The sequence below is a fragment of the Nonomuraea maritima genome (genome assembly GCF_900100395.1).
In the GTDB taxonomy this organism is placed as follows: Bacteria; Actinomycetota; Actinomycetes; order Streptosporangiales; family Streptosporangiaceae; genus Nonomuraea; species Nonomuraea maritima.
In genome coordinates this window covers 148,325-164,429 of sequence record NZ_FNFB01000012.1, presented here as the reverse complement: position 1 = coordinate 164,429, position 16,105 = coordinate 148,325, and the positions used below count along the sequence as shown (strand labels likewise).

16 protein-coding genes are annotated in these 16,105 nt (G+C 70.9%); 6 read left to right on the top strand and 10 right to left on the bottom strand.

All coding sequences use genetic code 11. The annotated features are described in order from the left end of the window. Positions 1-12: 12 nt before the first annotated feature. Positions 13-1,413: a sugar porter family MFS transporter gene (locus BLR04_RS20770; RefSeq protein WP_090767697.1), complete on the top strand. Its 1,401-nt coding sequence runs from the start codon at positions 13-15 to the stop codon at positions 1,411-1,413. On the opposite strand, the gene BLR04_RS20765 is transcribed toward BLR04_RS20770, so the two are convergent. Together BLR04_RS20765 and BLR04_RS20760 are read right to left on the bottom strand one after the other, a co-directional pair. Further along, positions 1,410-2,348, bottom strand: a complete 939-nt coding sequence (locus tag BLR04_RS20765; RefSeq protein WP_176903202.1) for a CAP domain-containing protein — start codon at positions 2,346-2,348, stop codon at positions 1,410-1,412. The genes BLR04_RS20770 and BLR04_RS20765 overlap by 4 nt on opposite strands. Before the next feature lie 331 nt (positions 2,349-2,679). Next, positions 2,680-3,930: a class I SAM-dependent RNA methyltransferase gene (locus BLR04_RS20760; RefSeq protein WP_090767692.1), complete on the bottom strand. Its 1,251-nt coding sequence runs from the start codon at positions 3,928-3,930 to the stop codon at positions 2,680-2,682. A gap of 66 nt (positions 3,931-3,996) precedes the next feature. Between BLR04_RS20760 and BLR04_RS20755 the strand changes: the two genes are divergently transcribed. Next, positions 3,997-5,634, top strand: coding sequence for an alpha/beta hydrolase (locus BLR04_RS20755; RefSeq protein ID WP_245740384.1), 1,638 nt, complete (start codon positions 3,997-3,999; stop codon positions 5,632-5,634). Here the strand turns inward: BLR04_RS20755 and BLR04_RS20750 are convergent. Next, positions 5,621-7,666 carry an APC family permease gene (locus tag BLR04_RS20750; protein WP_090767686.1) on the bottom strand — a complete coding sequence of 682 codons (2,046 nt, stop codon included), beginning with the start codon at positions 7,664-7,666 and terminating at the stop codon, positions 5,621-5,623. The genes BLR04_RS20755 and BLR04_RS20750 overlap by 14 nt on opposite strands. Positions 7,667-7,769: 103 nt before the next feature. On the opposite strand from BLR04_RS20750, the gene BLR04_RS20745 reads away from it, so the two are divergent. Together BLR04_RS20745 and BLR04_RS20740 are read left to right on the top strand one after the other, a co-directional pair. Continuing rightward, positions 7,770-8,435, top strand: a complete 666-nt coding sequence (locus tag BLR04_RS20745; RefSeq protein WP_090767683.1) for a potassium channel family protein — start codon at positions 7,770-7,772, stop codon at positions 8,433-8,435. Continuing rightward, positions 8,435-9,094, top strand: a complete 660-nt coding sequence (locus BLR04_RS20740; protein WP_090767681.1) for a potassium channel family protein — start codon at positions 8,435-8,437, stop codon at positions 9,092-9,094. Before BLR04_RS20745 ends, BLR04_RS20740 begins: the two co-directional genes overlap by 1 nt. 217 nt (positions 9,095-9,311) lie before the next feature. On the opposite strand, the gene BLR04_RS20735 is transcribed toward BLR04_RS20740, so the two are convergent. Further along, complete coding sequence (locus BLR04_RS20735) at positions 9,312-9,497, bottom strand: hypothetical protein (RefSeq protein ID WP_090767678.1); 186 nt, start codon at positions 9,495-9,497, stop codon at positions 9,312-9,314. 251 nt (positions 9,498-9,748) lie between these two features. Between BLR04_RS20735 and BLR04_RS20730 the strand changes: the two genes are divergently transcribed. Then, complete coding sequence (locus BLR04_RS20730) at positions 9,749-10,381, top strand: TetR/AcrR family transcriptional regulator (protein WP_245740383.1); 633 nt, start codon at positions 9,749-9,751, stop codon at positions 10,379-10,381. Between the two features lie 100 nt (positions 10,382-10,481). Next, the gene (locus BLR04_RS20725) at positions 10,482-11,063 is read left to right on the top strand and encodes a DUF1707 SHOCT-like domain-containing protein (protein WP_090767675.1); all 582 of its coding nucleotides are present in this window, start codon (positions 10,482-10,484) and stop codon (positions 11,061-11,063) included. 117 nt (positions 11,064-11,180) lie between these two features. Here BLR04_RS20725 and BLR04_RS20720 read toward each other — a convergent pair whose 3' ends face one another. From BLR04_RS20720 to BLR04_RS20695, 6 genes are all read right to left on the bottom strand, one after another. Continuing rightward, a complete protein-coding gene (locus tag BLR04_RS20720) occupies positions 11,181-11,852 on the bottom strand; it encodes a DUF3159 domain-containing protein (protein WP_245740382.1) in 672 nt (223 codons plus the stop codon). Between the two features lie 4 nt (positions 11,853-11,856). Beyond that, entirely contained in the window at positions 11,857-12,243 is a 387-nt protein-coding gene (locus BLR04_RS20715) for an OB-fold nucleic acid binding domain-containing protein (RefSeq protein WP_090767672.1), read from the bottom strand. Positions 12,244-12,271: 28 nt separating this feature from the next. Further along, positions 12,272-12,910, bottom strand: a complete 639-nt coding sequence (locus BLR04_RS20710; protein ID WP_245740381.1) for a DUF3710 domain-containing protein — start codon at positions 12,908-12,910, stop codon at positions 12,272-12,274. A 90-nt stretch (positions 12,911-13,000) separates the two neighbouring features. After that, entirely contained in the window at positions 13,001-13,441 is a 441-nt protein-coding gene (dut, locus tag BLR04_RS20705) for a dUTP diphosphatase (RefSeq protein ID WP_218129092.1), read from the bottom strand. Continuing rightward, positions 13,401-13,991, bottom strand: a complete 591-nt coding sequence (locus BLR04_RS20700) for a PaaI family thioesterase (RefSeq protein ID WP_090767664.1) — start codon at positions 13,989-13,991, stop codon at positions 13,401-13,403. The genes dut and BLR04_RS20700 overlap by 41 nt, the downstream gene beginning before the upstream one ends. 216 nt (positions 13,992-14,207) lie before the next feature. Continuing rightward, positions 14,208-15,656 carry an AI-2E family transporter gene (locus BLR04_RS20695; RefSeq protein ID WP_245740380.1) on the bottom strand — a complete coding sequence of 483 codons (1,449 nt, stop codon included), beginning with the start codon at positions 15,654-15,656 and terminating at the stop codon, positions 14,208-14,210. Between the last annotated feature and the right edge of the window lie 449 nt (positions 15,657-16,105).

The window sequence follows — 16,105 nt, the reverse complement described above, 5'->3', positions numbered from 1 at the left end:
GTCGCCGTTTTTGTGGCTACCCAGCACACCCGGCGTGAGCACCTCGGTCACGTCGTCTTCATCGCGGCGGCCGCCGCCGTCGGCGGGTTCCTGTTCGGTTACGACAGTTCCGTCATCAACGGCGCGGTGGTGGGGATCCAGCGGCACTTCCAGGCCGGGTCGGTGGAGATCGGGTTCGTGGTGGCCATCGCGCTGCTCGGCTCCGTCGTGGGCGCGTGGGCGGGGGGCGGCCTCGCCGACCGGTGGGGGCGTACCAGGTCGATGCAGGTGGCCGCGCTGCTGTTCGCGGTCAGCTCCATCGGGCAGATGCTGCCGTTCGCGCTGTGGGACCTGGCGCTGTGGCGGGTGCTGGCGGGGTTCGCGATCGGCATGGCGTCCGTGCTCGGGCCCGCCTACATCGCCGAGGTGGCGCCGCCCGCCTATCGGGGACGTCTGGGCTCGTTCCAGCAGCTCGCCATCGTCCTCGGGATCGCGGCCTCGCAGCTGGTCGACTATGTGATCGCGACGCTGGCCGGCGGCGACGTGAACAACGCGCTGGGGCCACTGCAGGCCTGGCAGTGGATGCTGGGCGCCTGCGTCGTGCCCGCCGCCGTCTACCTGCTGTTCGCGCTGACCATCCCCGAGTCGCCCCGCTACCTGGTCATGTCCGGACGACCGGAGCAGGCGCGCGAGGTGCTGGCCGAGGTCGAGCCCCGCTACGTGGACCTCGACGAGCGCGTCGCCGAGATCGGGCGCGTGCTGCACACCGAGCGGGTGCCTGGGCTGCGTGACCTGCGCGGGCCGGCGCTGGGCCTGCTGCCGATCGTGTGGGTCGGCATCGCGCTGTCGCTGTTCCAGCAGCTCGTGGGCATCAACGTGATCTTCTACTACTCGTCGGTGCTGTGGCAGTCGGTGGGCATCAACCAGAGCGACTCGCTCCTGATCAGCTTCTCCAGCTCGATCATCAACCTCGTCGGCACGTTCATCGCGATCGCGCTGGTGGACAAGCTCGGACGCCGGCCGCTGCTCATGATCGGCTCGGCCGGGATGGCGATCTCGCTGGGCACCGCCGCGTGGGCGTTCAGCGCCACCCGGGTCATCGACGGCGAGGTCTCGCTGCCGGACCCGCAGGGCGCGATCGCGCTGGTGGCGGCCAACCTGTTCGTGCTGTTCTTCGCGCTGTCGTGGGGTGTGGTGGTCTGGGTGCTGCTGGGCGAGATCTTCCCCAACCGCATCCGCGCCGCCGCGCTCGGCGTCGCCGCGTCCGCCCAGTGGTTCGCCAACTGGGCGATCACGGTGTCGTTCCCGGCCCTGTCCGACTGGGACCTCGGCCTCACGTACGCGGCGTACGCGGTGTTCGCACTGCTGTCGTTCGTCTTCGTGGCCAGGTTCGTCAAGGAGACGAAGGGGCGCGCGCTGGAGGAGATGGGCTAGCGGGCGGCGAAGTCCTGCGTCCAGTAGATCTGCCCCTCGGCGTTCTTCGCCGCGCCCACGCCGATGAGGGTGTGGTCGCAGTTCATGATGTTCTCCCGGTGGCCGTCACTGTCCATCCACGCCTTGACCACCGCCGCCGCCGTGGGCTGGCCCATGGCGATGTTCTCCGCCCAGGCCGAGCCGCTGAAGCCGGTCGCGTCGATGCGATCGGTCATGTCGCGGCCGTCCTGGGAGGTGTGGTCGAAGTAGTCGTTCTCGGCCATGTCGGTGGAGTGCCCGATGGCGGCCTCGCGCAGCCGCGCGTCGTGCTTGAGCGGGCCGCAGCCGCCCTTGGCGCGTTCGGCGTTGGTCAGCCGGACCACCTCGTTCTCCACGGCCGTGCCGACGGACGAGACGGGCGCCCGCTTCTCGGGCGCCTTCGTCGTGCGCGCGGGACGCGGCTCGGACGGGGCGGGGGTAGGGGTGGACGTGGGAGTGGGCGTGGGGGCGGGGGTGGCGCAGGTCAGCCGTACGGCCTTCGACCTCGCGGTGCGCCCCCGGTAGTCGGTGGCGACGGCGTAGTACGTGCCCGGCTCGCAGCGCAGCTTCAGGGCGATGCGGTCCTCCCGGGTGGCGCCGCTCTTGACCACCGGGTCGTCGCCGGGGACGGCGCGCTTCACGCGGACGCGCAGCAGGGCCGGGCGCACGCAGTCACGGCGGACGGCGGCGGTCTCGATGCGCAGCGAGGAGACGCCCGGCCGGGTCACGCTGACGCGGCAGTCGTCCGACTCGGCCGGCGTCGACTTGGCGGCCGGCGTCGGTTCGTCGGTCCGCGTGGGCGCTTCCGTCGCCGCGATCGGCTTGGGTTCCACCTCGCCGACGTCCTCGCCGCCGGTGGACGGGGCGCAGGCCGCGAGACAGAGGACGGCGGCGAGTACCCCAAGGGGTGTGCGCATGGGGGTTCCTCCAGAGGCGGGGAGACGCTCGTCGTCCCGCATTCTGTCGGTTCCGTTACAAATTTGTCACTGAAATACGGACATTTCCGTTGTGATTAATGTCAACCCACGAGACATCCATCACCCCAGCCACACACCTGAGCCCCGCGACACCACGGGCTCAGGGCGCCATGACCACGCGCAAGGAGACGCCCACCACCGCATACCCGCAGAAGCACTGACGCGCGGGGAACCACGCCCAGGTGGTGGGCGACCCACGCGCCCGCCGAGCCGTCCGCCACGGCCGCGCGCGGCACCACCCAGGGATGGCGTCAGCGGGTGCGGTGAGTTGTCACTTCCTGACGAGGAGGGTCACGCACTCCACGTGGTGCGTCATCGGGAAGGCGTCGAAGGCGCGCAGTTCGGCCAGCCGGTAGCCACGTTCGTCCAGCCAGGCCAGGTCGCGGGCGAGGGTGGCCGGGTCGCAGGAGACGTACACGATCCGCTGGGCCTCGAGCCCCGCGATCCGGTCGACCACCTCGCGCCCCAGCCCGGCCCGCGGCGGGTCGACCACCACGAGGTCGGCGCGCTCGATCTGGAAGCGGTCGAGCGCCTCCTCCACGCGTCCGCGCTCCACCCGCGCCTGCGGCAGGTCACGCAGGTTGACCCGGGCGTCGCGGACGGCCGCCTCCTCCGACTCCAGCCCGAACACGGCCCCCTCGGGCCCCACGGCCTCCGCCAGCCCCGCCGCGAACAGGCCCACCCCGCAGTAGAGGTCGAGCGCCCACTCCCCCGGCTCCGGCGCCGCGTACTCCAGCACCGCGTCGAGCAGCGTCACGGCCGCCCCCGGGTGCACCTGCCAGAACCCGCTGCCTGCGACGCGGAACTCCCGGTCGCCGACCTGCTCGTGCAGCAGCCCTGAACCGCGCCGCGCGACCGTACGCCCCTTGCCCTGGTCGAGCAGGATCGAGGCGGGGGCCTCCAGGTCGGGCACGGTGACGCTGCGCCGGGGCCGCGGCGCGACGACCACGGCCCGCTCACCCTCGGAGGAGGCGATGACCTCGACCGACCGCGCCCCCGGCCACACGTGGCCCTCGACCCCGACGGCCTCCACCTCAGGGTGGGCGATCAGGCAGGCGTCGACGACCTCGACGTCGTGCGAGCGGTGACGGCGGAAGCCCAGCTCACCGCCGGGCAGCGCGGCGAACTGCACCCGCGTACGCCAGCCGAGCCCGTCCTTGGCGCCCGGCACCTCCTCCACCACGACCTCGCGCTCGATGCCCGCGAGCCGCCGCAACTGCTCGGCCACGACCTCCGCCTTGAGCCGCCGCTGCGCCTCCAGGCCGGCGTGCTGCCAGTCGCAGCCGCCGCAGCGACCAGGCCCGGCGTAGGGGCACGGCGGCGTGACGCGGTCGGGCGACGGTTCGAGGATCTCGACCGCGTCGGCCCGCAGGAAACGGCTGGTCTCCTCGGTGACGGACGCGATCACCCGCTCGCCGGGCAGGGCGTGCCGGACGAACACCACCCGCCCCTCATGGCGCGCCACGCACCAGCCGCCATGGGCCACCGGACCAACCGTCAACTCGAGAGATGCCTGTTTCACACCGACACCCTAATGCCATGACCTTGGTAACTACTTCTCCCACTTGATCCACTACCCTGGGTGATCGTGAACGATGGAAGGGTGGTGTGGCGGCGACTCGGTTTCGGCGGCGCGCTGCTCGCCACGCTGTTCGCCTGCGCCTCGCTCACGCCGTCGCTGCTGCCCCGTTCGTGGCCGTACCAGGGCGTGATGGGCGCGATCACCGGCATCCTCGGCTACTCCGTGGGGGCGTCGATCGGCTCGGTGGCCAGGCTCATCGTCCCGTGGCGGCCCTCCGAGTCCGCGCGGCGCATCGCCTGGCAGCTCATGCTGGCCGGCTGCGCCACCCTGGTGACGGTGACGCTCGCCTACAGCTACGACTGGCAGCGCGAGCTGCGGGAGCTGATGGGCATGGACACCCGCATCACGTGGTTCCCGCCGCTGATCCTGGCGATGGCCACCGCCCTGTTCGCCGTCCTGCTGGTCCTCGCCCGGCTCGTCCGCCTGGGCGGCCGCAAGCTCATCACCTGGCTCGACCGGTACGTCCCCGCGTACGTCGGTCACGCCGTCGGCGTGCTCGTCATGGCCGCGCTCGTCGCGGTGTTCGCCAACGACGTCCTGTTCAGCGCGTTCGTGAACCGGATGAGCGGCATCTCGTCCGTCGCCAACCAGGGCACCTACCCCGGCGTGGTCAGGCCCACCTCGACGCGCCTGTCGGGCGGGCCCGGGTCACTGGTGAGCTGGGAGTCCCTCGGCAGGGAGGGCCGGCGCTTCACCGCCACCGCCGCGCGCCCGGCCCGCCTGTCCGCCTTCTCCGGGCGACCGGCCACCGAACCCATCAGGGTGTACGTCGGCCTGCAGGGCACCCCGTCACCGCGGGAGCAGGCGGCCCTCGCGGTGCGCGAGCTGGAGCGCACGGGCGCGTTCCTGCGGCCGGTGCTCGCCGTCCTCGGCACGACCGGCACCGGCTGGGTCGACCCGCAGATCGCCGACACGCTGGAATACCTGTACAACGGCCGCTCGGCCATGGTCGCCCTGCAGTACTCCTACCTGCCGAGCTGGGTGTCGTTCCTGGTCGACAGGGAGAAGGCGGCGGCCACCGGCAAGGCGCTGTTCGAGGCGGTGCACGAGCGGTGGTCCCGGCTGCCCGCCGCCGACCGGCCGCTCCTGGTGCTCGCCGGCGAGAGCATGGGCTCGTACGAGCTGGAGGAGGCGTTCGGCGACCTGGCCGGCCTGGCCGCACGAGCCGACGGGGCGCTGTTCATCGGCCCGCCGAACGCCAACCCCATCTGGCAGCAGCTCACGTCCGGACGCGAGCGCGGCAGCCCGGTGTGGCGGCCGGTCTACGACGCGGGCCGCACCGCGAGGTTCGCCCAGTATCCCGCCGACCTGTCCCGGCCGCCCGGGCCGTGGCCCCGCCCGCGCGTGGTCTACCTGCAGAACGCCTCCGACCCGGTCGTCTGGTGGTCACCCCGGCTGATCGTCCAGCGGCCGGCCTGGCTGCACGGCGAGCGCGGCCCCGGCGTCAACCCGGGGATGAACTGGTTTCCGCTGGTGACGTTCTGGCAGGTGCTGGCCGACATGGCGACCGCGCTCGACGTCTCCCCCGGTCACGGCCACCGCTACGGCGGCAACATCGTCGACGGCTGGGCCGCCGTGGCGGCACCGCCCGGCTGGAGCGCCGACGACACCGCACGGCTGCGCGCTCTGATCAGCCCCTCGTGATCTGCTGGTCGTCGCCGGCCGTACTGTGCCACGGCCGCCGTACGGCCCCTGGAGCGAACGGCTCCGGCCGGCCCTGCAGGCGGTCGGCGGAGTGCAGCTGCCAGGGCACGCTGGTCACCATGACGCCCGGCTTGAACAGCAGCCGGGCCTTCAGCCGCAGCGCGCTCTGGTTGTGCAGCAGGTGCTCCCACCAGCGGCCGACCACGTACTCGGGGATGAACACCGTGACGACGTCGCGCGGCGAGCGCCTGCGCAGGGTCTTGACGTAGTCGAGGATGGGCTGCGTGATCTCACGGTACGGCGAGTCGAGCATCTTCAGCGGCACCGGGATGCCGAGCCGTTCCCACTCCTCCTGCAGCCGCTCCGCCTCCTCACCCTCCACCCCGACGGTGATGGCCTCCAGCGTCGAGGGACGGGTGGCGCGGGCGTACGCGATGGCGCGCATGGTGGGTTTGTGCAGCTTCGACACCAGCACGATCGCGTGGTTGCGCGCGGGCAGCATGGCCGGGTCGTACTCGCCGGACAGTTCCAGCTCGGTCGCGACGTTGTCGTAGTGGCGCCTGATGCCCTTCATCATGAGGAAGAGCACCGGCATCGCGAGCACCACGATCCAGGCGCCGACGAGGAACTTCGTCAGCAGCACCACGATGAGCACGAGCCCGGTCATGACGGCGCCGAACGCGTTGATCACGCGCGAGCGCTGCATCTGGTGGCGGACCCGCAGCTCGGTCTCGGTCCTCAGGCGGCGGGTCCAGTGGATGACCATGCCCGTCTGGCTGAGGGTGAACGAGACGAACACGCCGACGATGTACAGGTTGAGCAGGCGGCTCACGTCGGCCTGGAACCCCCACAGCAGCAGGCAGGCGCCGGCCGCCAGGATGACGATGCCGTTGGAGAAGGCCAGCCGGTCGCCGCGGGTGTGCAGCTGGCGCGGCAGGTAGCGGTCCTGGGCCAGGATCGAGCCGAGCACGGGGAAGCCGTTGAAGGCGGTGTTCGCCGCGAGGAAGAGGATCAGCGCGGTCACCACCGAGATCACCACGAACGGCGGCGACCCGCTGCCGAACACCGCGGCGGTGACCTGCGAGATGATCGGCTGCTGGTAGTAGCCGGGGCCGACCGGCGTGCCGTCGGGCCGCAGCAAATCCTCCGCCACCACCGAGGGCTCGGCCACCTTCACGCCCGAGGCCAGGCCGAGCGCGATGATGCCACCGAACATGGTGATCGCGACCAGGCCCATCATGAGCAGCGTCGTGGCGGCGTTCTTGCTCTTGGGCTTGCGGAAGGCGGGCACGCCGTTGCTGATCGCCTCGACACCGGTCAACGCGGCACAACCGGTCGAGAACGCGCGCAGCACCAGGAACGCAGCGGCGAAGGCGGTCAGGTTGGTCTGCTCGGGCTCGATGGTGAAGTGGGCGCTCGGCGCCTGGAGCTCCTCCCTCAGCACCAGCAGCCGGAACCCGCCCCAGGCGACGAGCCCGATGACACAGAACATGAACGCGTACGTGGGAATGGCGAAGGCGGTGCCGGACTCGCGGATGCCGCGCAGGTTGACCACGGTGAGCAGGACGACGATGGCGACGGCGACGGCCGGCTTGTGCTGCCCCACGAAAGGGATGGTGGCGCCGACGTAGTCGACGCCGTTGGCGACGGAGACCGCGACCGTGAGCACGTAGTCGACGAGCAGCGCGCTCGCCACGGTGAGCCCGGCGTTCTTGCCGAGGTTGGTGGTGGCCACCTCGTAGTCGCCGCCACCGCTCGGGTAGGCGTGCACGTTCTGCCGGTACGACGCGACGACCGTGAGCATCACGACGATGACGGCGATGGCGATCCACGGGCTGAAGGAGTAGAACGAGACCCCGGCGAGCGACAGGATGACGAGGATCTCCTGCGGCGCGTACGCGACCGAGGAGAGCGCGTCGCTCGCGAAAACGGGCAGCGCGATCCTTTTCGGGAGTAGCTGCTCGTGGAGCTGCCCGCTACGCAGGGCCCGCCCCACGAGCAAGCGTTTGACAAGATCTGTTACCTTCGCCACGTAACGAGATGCTAGCCCTATGCGTGCGCCCCAATCCCGGCGCGGTCCTGTCGGGCCATACTGGTGTCGAGCAACCGGCCGATCCGCGACGTTGCGGGGGGAAATGCATATTGTGATCATGGGATGCGGCCGCGTGGGGTCCACCCTCGCGCACATCCTCGAGGACAGCGGCCACTCCGTCGCCATCATCGACCGCGACCCGCAGGCGTTCCGCCGCCTCCGGGCCGGGTTCCGCGGACGGCGGGTGACCGGCGTCGGCTTCGATCGCGGCGTGCTCACCGAAGCCGGAGTCGAGTCGGCGGCGGCTTTCGTCGCGGTCTCCAGCGGCGACAACTCCAACATCATCTCCGCCCGCGTGGCGCGCGAGACGTTCGGCGTCGACAACGTCGTGGCCCGCATCTACGACCCCCGCCGCGCCGAGGTCTACCAGCGGCTGGGCATCCCGACGGTGGCGACCGTGCGCTGGACCGCCGACCAGATCATGAGGCGCATCCTCCCGGAGGGTGCCGAGCCGCTCTGGCGCGACCCGACCGGCGCCGTCGTCCTGGCCGAGGTGGCCGTCAACCCCTCCTGGATCGGCACCCGCGTGACCGACCTCGAACTGCGCGCGGGGACGCGGGCCGCGTTCATCAACCGCATGGGCGACGCCCTGGTCATCACCGACGACACCGTGGTGCAGGAAGGCGACATCCTGCACGTCATCGCCGCCGAGAACGACATGGACCGAGTCAACAAGGTGCTCGCCGCCGCACCGGAAGAGGACGACTGATGCGCGTCGCCATCGCCGGAGCGGGCGCCGTGGGCCGCTCCATCGCCGCGGAGCTCCTCGAGAACGGCCACCAGGTCCTGCTCATCGACGTCGACCCCCGCGCCATCAAGATCGACAGCGTCCCGCGCGCCGAGTGGCTGCTCGCCGACGCCTGCGAGATCGCCTCCCTCGACGAGGCCGGGCTCAACAACTGCCACGTCGTGGTCGCCTCCTCAGGCGACGACAAGGTCAACCTCGTGGTGTCGCTGCTCGCCAAGACCGAGTACGGCGTGCCGCGCGTGGTCGCCCGCATCAACCACCCCAACAACGAGTGGCTGTTCAACGAGTCGTGGGGCGTCGACGTGGCCGTCTCGACGCCGCGCCTGCTGAGCGCGCTGGTGGAGGAGGCGGTGAGCGTCGGCGACCTCGTGCGGCTCATGACGTTCCGCCAGGGCCAGGCCAACCTGGTCGAGCTGACGCTGGCCGAGGACGCGCCGGTGGTGGGTCAGCGGGCGGGCTCGGTCCCGTGGCCGGTCGACTCTGCACTGGTGGCGATCCTGCGCGAGGGCAGGGTGCTGGTGCCGACGGCGGACGACCCGCTGGAGGCGGGCGACGAGCTGCTGTTCGTCGCCAACCAGGAGGTCGAGCAGGAACTCGCCAGCCTCCTGTCCCAGAGCTGACCCACCCCGGGCCCGCGACACGACCGCGCCGGCTCGCAATTGCGAGCCGGCCCGCTCTCGCACGGGCCCGGGAATCAGACCGGCCGCTTTCGCAGGGGCCTGGTAATCAGACCGGCCCGCTTTCGTACGGGCCGGAAATCAGGCCGGCGCGCTTTCGCGCGGGCCCGGGATCAGGCCGGCGCACGACCGTGCGGGCCAGGGATGGCCCTGTGACGCTTCAGCCGGGTTCCTCGCTGCCGCAGCCCGACTTCAACAGCGGGGCGGGCAGCTTCATCAGGGTGAACAGCCGTCCCTCGCACGCGGCGGCCCGCGACGGGAGACGGTCGCTCGCGATCGCGGGAGCGGCGGCGAGCAGGAGGGCGGCGGCCGTCATGGTGACGGCGGCGACGAGGCAACGGTACATAGCGGTCCCCGAGGTGAACGATGGATTCCCGGCTTGTACCCGTGTACGGACCGCGACTCCTCCAGGGTTGCCCCCGAACCTTTTTACCCACCGGCCCGAAGCCCGTCGGACGTCCCTGGCTGAGCACCGATGCCACGGCTACGCGGCGGTATACAAGGACGACATTCCCCACGGCCTGACCTGCGGCGGCCCTTGGAGGGCATCGAGACGAGCTCCACGTCTGTTGTCCAGTGGACAATAAAATGCCCGTCATGGCACCCAGACGCAGGCGCGACCCCGCGGAATCACGCGCCGAGCTGCTGGCGGCGGCCGCCGAGCTGATCGGGCAACGGGGTCCGGACAACGTCAGCCTGAGGCAGATCGCCGAGGCCGCCGGTGTCGCCCATGGGCTCGTGTCCCACTACTTCGGCACCTATGCAGCCCTGGTCAGGGAGGTGTTGCGCGTCGAGAACGACCGTATCGAAGCGCGGGTCCGCGAACGCATCCGGGCCGAGGACGGCGTACCCACCGCAGCGGGGATCCTGGACGTGGTGTTCGACACCCTGGCGGACGAGCGTTACCTGCGCCTGTTCGTCTGGGCCGAGATGCACGCCGACTACCAGGGCGCTGCGCGGCCGGAGCTGATGGAGCTGATCGACACGATCGAGGCCGGGATCCGTGACGCGCTCGCGGGGCGGCCCGTTCCCAGCAGGTCGCGCATCGAGGCGGTGGCGCTGATCGGGTTGTCGGCCGCGTACGGGTTCGCCATCGGCGGCCGGTCGTGGCTGGCGGGCATGAACCACGATCCGGACGACCCGGTGCACGCGGCGGAGTTCCGTACCCAGCTCGCGCGCATGATGGGCGCCCACATGGTGGAGGAGTCCGGGCTGGAGCCGGCCGGCTGAGTCCACCCTGCTCACCCGCATCCTGCCCGCCCGGCACACTTGTTCTCCATGTGGAGAATAATGGTCAAGCCCCGCCGATCGAACGGACAGGACCAAGAGCATGGCCGAGCACCCCGACCTCACCCCGGCCCAGCAGCAGGTGCGCCCCTCCGCCGAGGACCGCGACCGGGCGGCCCGGCGGCTCCAGGAGGCCACCGCCGCGGGCCGGATCGAGCTGACCGAGCTGGACCAGCGGCTGACCGAGATCTACGAGGCCAGGACCCAGGGCGAGCTCGCGCACGCGGTCCGCGGCCTTCCCGAACCGGCCAGGACGGACTCGCTGGTGGTGCGGGACGAGCCCACCTCCCGCTTCGCCATCAGCGTGTTCGGCTGGTTCAGCCGAAAGGGCCGCTGGGTCGCCCCGCGCGTGTTCACGTCGTTGTCGGTGTTCGGCGGCGGCGAGGTCGACCTGCGCGACGCCCGATTCGCCAGTCAGGAGATCCGGGTGCGCGCCTTCGCCCTGTGGGGGTACACGGCGGTTGTCGTGCCCGACGACGTGGAGGTCGAGGTCAGGGGATTCGGCCTGTTCGGCGTGTTCGACAGGAGCGCCGTCCGCAGCGGGCGGGCGACGCCGCGGATCATCGTGAGCGGCCTCGCCCTGTTCGGCGGCGTCGGCACGAAGGCCAGGGCAGCCCGTCGGTGAACATTCCCGCATCGCCACCGGGCCCCGGAGGCGACGGCAGAACGTGAGGCCACACCCCAGCATTCGACCCCGACCGCGACGAACGCGGACCGGGGTCGAAAGGGCGAGGGCCGAAGGTCAGGCCGGGGCGACCGGAGGCTTCATCGGAGTGCGGCCGCGGCCGAGCACCCACAGCATGGCCCCGAGCGCCGCCACCTGCAGCGGCCAGCCCATGACGATCTTGGCGAACCCGAGCGCCGCCACCGCCTGGTCGCCGCCGCCGAACAGGTACACCGGCCCCTGGACGGCCACCCGCACCGCGCACGGCAGCATGAGCAGCCAGGTCAGCCGCACGCACAGCTTCACCACGCCCGGGTCTTTACGCCACCCCGTCGGGTCGCCCGTGACCGAGCCGATCAGGAAGCCCACCACCGGCCATCGGACGACGACCGACAGCAGCATCGCCACCATGTAACCGGCGTTGTAGAGGATGCCGGGCAGGAAGTAATCTTTCGCGTCGCCCGTACGGCTTGCGAAGAACGCGCCGATCGCGATGCCGATGAGGCTGTTGATCACGAACTGCGGCGTCGACCGCTGCAGCACCCGTACCAGCAGCAGGAGCACCGACAGCGAGATGCTGATGACGAGCGACGTCTTCAGGTCTTGGGTGATGACCCACGAGAGCGTGAACGCGATCGTCGGGACCGCCGCCTCGATGATGCCCCGCACGCCGCCGAAGGCCTTGGCGAGCTGGGCTCGCACGGCGGCCTCGACGGTGTCGTGGGCGACCTCTTCCGCCTCAGCGCTCACCTGATCAACTCCCGGGTCGTAGCTCGTAACGCGGATTGAACATCACCTTGCGGCCGTCCTGCATGCTCACCAGGCCCTCGGCCTTGACCGTACGGCCGGGCTCGATGCCCGCGATCCTGCGGCGGCCGAGCCAGACGAGATCGATCACGTCGGATCCGTCGTAGAGCTCGGCCTCCAGGGCGGGGGCTCCGCCACGCGGACGCAAGGTCACTGTACGTAGCGTACCGGCCACGCAGAAGCGCTGACGCCCGCCGCACCTGACGATGGGGGTGGCGCCGACCTCGTCGGCGTCCTCACGCAGCTCCTGGGCCTCGATCTCGGACTGGGGGGAGGCCAGCCGACTGAAGAACCCACGCAATCCCCCACGTTTGTGGGGCTCTGCCGTACTCATGATGACTCAGCCTATGTGAAGTCGGCGCTCAGCGTATCTCGCTGATCTCGGGCCCCCGCCGGAACGGGTTGAGACCCGACTGGTCGTCGGCGTGGTCGTCCTGCTGATCGTTGGGACGGCGCAGCGGGATGGGCTCCTCACGGGCCATCGGCTCGTCGCCGCGCACGACCACGGTGTCCTTGATGATGTCGATGAACGGCGCCGCCACCGCCTCGTCCCGCGCGGCCGGGCCGGCCATCACCGCGATCAGGCACCAGCGCGGACCGTCGATGCCGATGTAGCGAGCCGAACGGGTGCCGCCCTCGACCGGCATCTCGCCGACCAACTCGCTGCCGAACGGGCCCTCCTGTTCCCGCAGCTGCCCGACCTGACCGACGATCTTGGTCGTGATCTCGTCCCACAGCCCAGAGCTGCGCGGCGCGGCGACGGCCTGCAGTTGCATCGTGCTCTCCCCGTTCAGGACGACCACGCCGACATGCAGGTCGCCGACCGAGGCCAGGCGTACGTCGAAGTCGGGGTTGTGCGGCAGCCGCAGACCGCCGAGGTCGGTCCTGTCGGTGTCGGGGTGGGGCTCGTCGGCGTCCCACGGGCCGGACTCGCGCCTGGGGGCGGCCTGCGGCTGCTCGGCCACCTGCGCCGGCTGCTCGCGACGACGACGTCGGAACACTTTCCTCACTCTCCCTGTTCGTGTGGCCGCTGGGGCCTCGTTGTCTCGTCGGGCCGCGAGTGGTCGGCTCCGGCCCCCGTTGCCCGGCGGTCAGCGTCCTGTGGAACCGAAGCCGTTGGCCCCGCGTACGGACTCGGGCAGGTCGACGACCTGCGCGAAGCTCACGCGCTCGACCCGCTGGACGACCAGCTGCGCCACCCGGTCGCCCCGCCGGAGCCGGAACGGCTCCTTGGCGTCGGTGTTGATCAGCGTCACCTTGATCTCGCCCCGGTAGCCGGCGTCGACCGTGCCGGGGGCGTTGACCAGCGTGACGCCGTGGCGCGCCGCCAGCCCGGAACGCGGGTGCACGAACGCGGCGTAGCCCTCGGGCAGCGCGATGGCCAGCCCGGTGCCGACGACCGCGCGTTCGCCCGGCATCAGCTCGACGTCCTCGGCGGCGTACAGGTCGGCTCCCGCGTCCCCCGGATGGGCGTACGACGGGGTCGGCAGCTCAGGATCGAGCCGCTGGATCAGCACCTCTACGTCGCTCAAGATTCACCTCGTAGTCGTGGTGTTCGGCGGTGATGACGGCGAGATCGCCGTGCTTGGCGAAGTGTGCCATGTCCACCTCGATGAACAACGCCGCCGCGCGGACGGCGACCGGACCGTCCGGCGCGCCGACACGTCCCTCAGCCTCAAGGTACGCTTTCCTGCCCATGATGCCGTTGCACCAGGCACGCAGGTGGAGTGTCGTGCCCACGGGGACAGGGAGAAGGTAGTCGGTCTCCAGGCGTCCCGTGACATAGGGCTTGCGGAAGAGGTAGACGGACATTCCGATGACCTCATCCATGGCGGCGGACAGCACCCCGCCGTGCGCGAGCCGTGGCGCGCCCTGGTGTGCCTCCCCCACCGTGAACTCGGCCTCGACCGTGGTGCCGTCGGGGGTCCTGGCCGTGAGGTGCAGGCCGGTGGGGTGGTCGGAGCCGCATCCGAAGCAGCGGCTGTAGTGGGAGGCGAGGGTGGCGCCAGGCGCCGGCGCGCCGGGATGCGCCGCGGGCACGACCGCGCCGGGCGGCGGCGTGGTGAGGGAGGAACGCGTCACGGGTGACGAGGTTACTCGCTGCCGCCCCACCCGAAGCGACAAGGTTTCCCCTCTGACGCTCCCACCCGAAGCGACGAGGTTTCCCCCCTGACACCCCCACCCGAAGCGACGAGGTTTCCCCTTGACGCCCCCACTCGGAGCGACAAGGTTTCGTCATCGCCCAGCGCCGCAGAGCCGGACGCGCCGCCGCGCGCGTGATGGCGCGGCCGCGTCGGGTCAGGCAGGTGGTTCGTCGCGCGGGGACGGCACTGCCGCGCTCGGCGCCGATCGCGGCAGACCCTCCGCTCCCGGTTCCCCGGCCTGGGTGAAGGGTCCGCCGTGCGGGTCGTGATCGGTCGAGCGTGCGGCCTCTGCGCCGAACGCGTCCGCATGCTTCTCAACACCGGACGCGTCCGCGCGTCCCCCACTACCGGACGCGTCCGCGCGTCCCCCACTACCGGACGCGTCCGCGCGGTCCGCACTGCCGGACGCGGACGGACGTTCGCCGCCGCCGGGCGTGGACGGGCCCGTGGGAGTGTCGGGGGCGGTGTCGCGGTGGCCGGCGTCGCCGGAGGGGGTGCTGGGGTGGTTGGTGCCCGCGCCGGGAGGTTCGTCGTGACCCGGTGGCAGTTCCGGAGGTTTGTGACGCAGCTCAGGGAGCGCCCGGTAGAGCACCGCCGCCACCGGGACGGCGACCGCCGCGCCCGCGATGCCGGCGAGGATGCCGCCGACGGCCAGCACGAGGATGATCGCCAGCGGGTGGAAGTGGAGCGCGCGCCCCACGATCAGCGGCTGGAGCACGTGGTTCTCCAACTGCTGCTCGACGATGAGGATGCCGAGGAAGATCAGCGCGTAGACGAGGCCCTTGGCGCCCAGTGTGACGAGGGTCGCGACCGTGCCGGCGAAGAAGATGCCGACGATGGGGATGAAGCTGGCCAGGAAGATGAGCACGGCCAGCGGCGCCCACAGCGGGACCCCCATCCCGGCCAGCACGATGCCCATGATCAGGCCGTGCACGGCGGCCACCGCGACGGTGCCCTGGACGTAGTGGGAGAGCGTGCTCCAGGCGGCCCGCCCCGCACGGTCGACCCGCGGGGCCACCCTGCCGAACGCCCTCAGGAACCACGACCAGATGCGCTCGCCGTCCTTGAGCAGGAAGAAGGTGACGAAAAGCAGCAGCACGATGGACGCGAGCACCTCGACGGCCACCGCTCCGGCCGACAGCACGGTGCCGGTGATCGCCGTACGCTGGGCGTTGACCAGGGCGATGACCTCGTCGACGTAGCCGGTGATCTGCGCCTGCTGGAGGTGCAGCGGCCCGGTGATCAGCCACTCCTGGACGGACCTCGCCGTCGCCTGCACCTGGTTGACCAGGTTGGGGAACTCTTCGCTGGCCCGCGCGCCAACCAGCCACCCCGTGCCGACGAGCACGGCGAGTGCCACCAACATGGTGAGCCAGGTCGCGTAGATGGGCCGCATGCCCGCGTTGCGCAGGCTTCTGGTCAACGGGTACAGCAGGGCGGTGAGCAGCAGCGCGATCGCCACGGGCAGCGCCACGAACGAGAGCCGGGCGATGACCTGGGCGGAGTAGTTGACGACCACGCCGAGCAGGATCAGGCACCCGCACCACGCGGCCATCTTGGCCAGCACGGGCGGGACGAGCTTGGTGGGGCGGTCGGACAGCACGTGTTCAAGACTGGCATGTCCGCGCCCAGGATGCGCGCGGATATCGAGCCGGTCAGCTCAGAGCGTCAATCTGGAACCGCCGCCTTGAGCCAAGAGCCCCAGCATCCGGGCATTTCACCCCGGACGTCCCCCGTCCTGAGGGATTGAGGTCTGCCCTCGCCGAACACGTCCTGAGGCATTGAGGTCTGCCCCCGCCGAATCCGCCTTGAGACCCTTGAGGACAGCCCCCGCCGACCACGCCCTCAGACCTTGAGGACAGCATCCGCCGACCACACTGCGGCCTCCGTGCGACCGCGCCCGGTCGAGGGCTGCCATCCGTGCGCGAAGCGAAGCGCCGTCGGACACCGGGCGACCCTATTCTGCGCATGAGCCGTCCCACGGCACACCGAAGCAGAGACATATGCACCACTTACCGACCCCTCACCCCAGAAAGATCGGGTCTGTGCAAC

Coding starts and splice junctions, on each gene's coding strand:
- BLR04_RS20765 (WP_176903202.1), bottom strand. CDS start 2,348: ATGCGCACACCCCTTGGGGTACTCGCCGCCGTCCTCTGTCTCGCGGCC.
- BLR04_RS20730 (WP_245740383.1), top strand. CDS start 9,749: ATGGCACCCAGACGCAGGCGCGACCCCGCGGAATCACGCGCCGAGCTG.
- BLR04_RS20745 (WP_090767683.1), top strand. CDS start 7,770: ATGCATATTGTGATCATGGGATGCGGCCGCGTGGGGTCCACCCTCGCG.
- BLR04_RS20715 (WP_090767672.1), bottom strand. CDS start 12,243: ATGAGTACGGCAGAGCCCCACAAACGTGGGGGATTGCGTGGGTTCTTC.
- BLR04_RS20725 (WP_090767675.1), top strand. CDS start 10,482: ATGGCCGAGCACCCCGACCTCACCCCGGCCCAGCAGCAGGTGCGCCCC.
- BLR04_RS20735 (WP_090767678.1), bottom strand. CDS start 9,497: ATGTACCGTTGCCTCGTCGCCGCCGTCACCATGACGGCCGCCGCCCTC.
- BLR04_RS20740 (WP_090767681.1), top strand. CDS start 8,435: ATGCGCGTCGCCATCGCCGGAGCGGGCGCCGTGGGCCGCTCCATCGCC.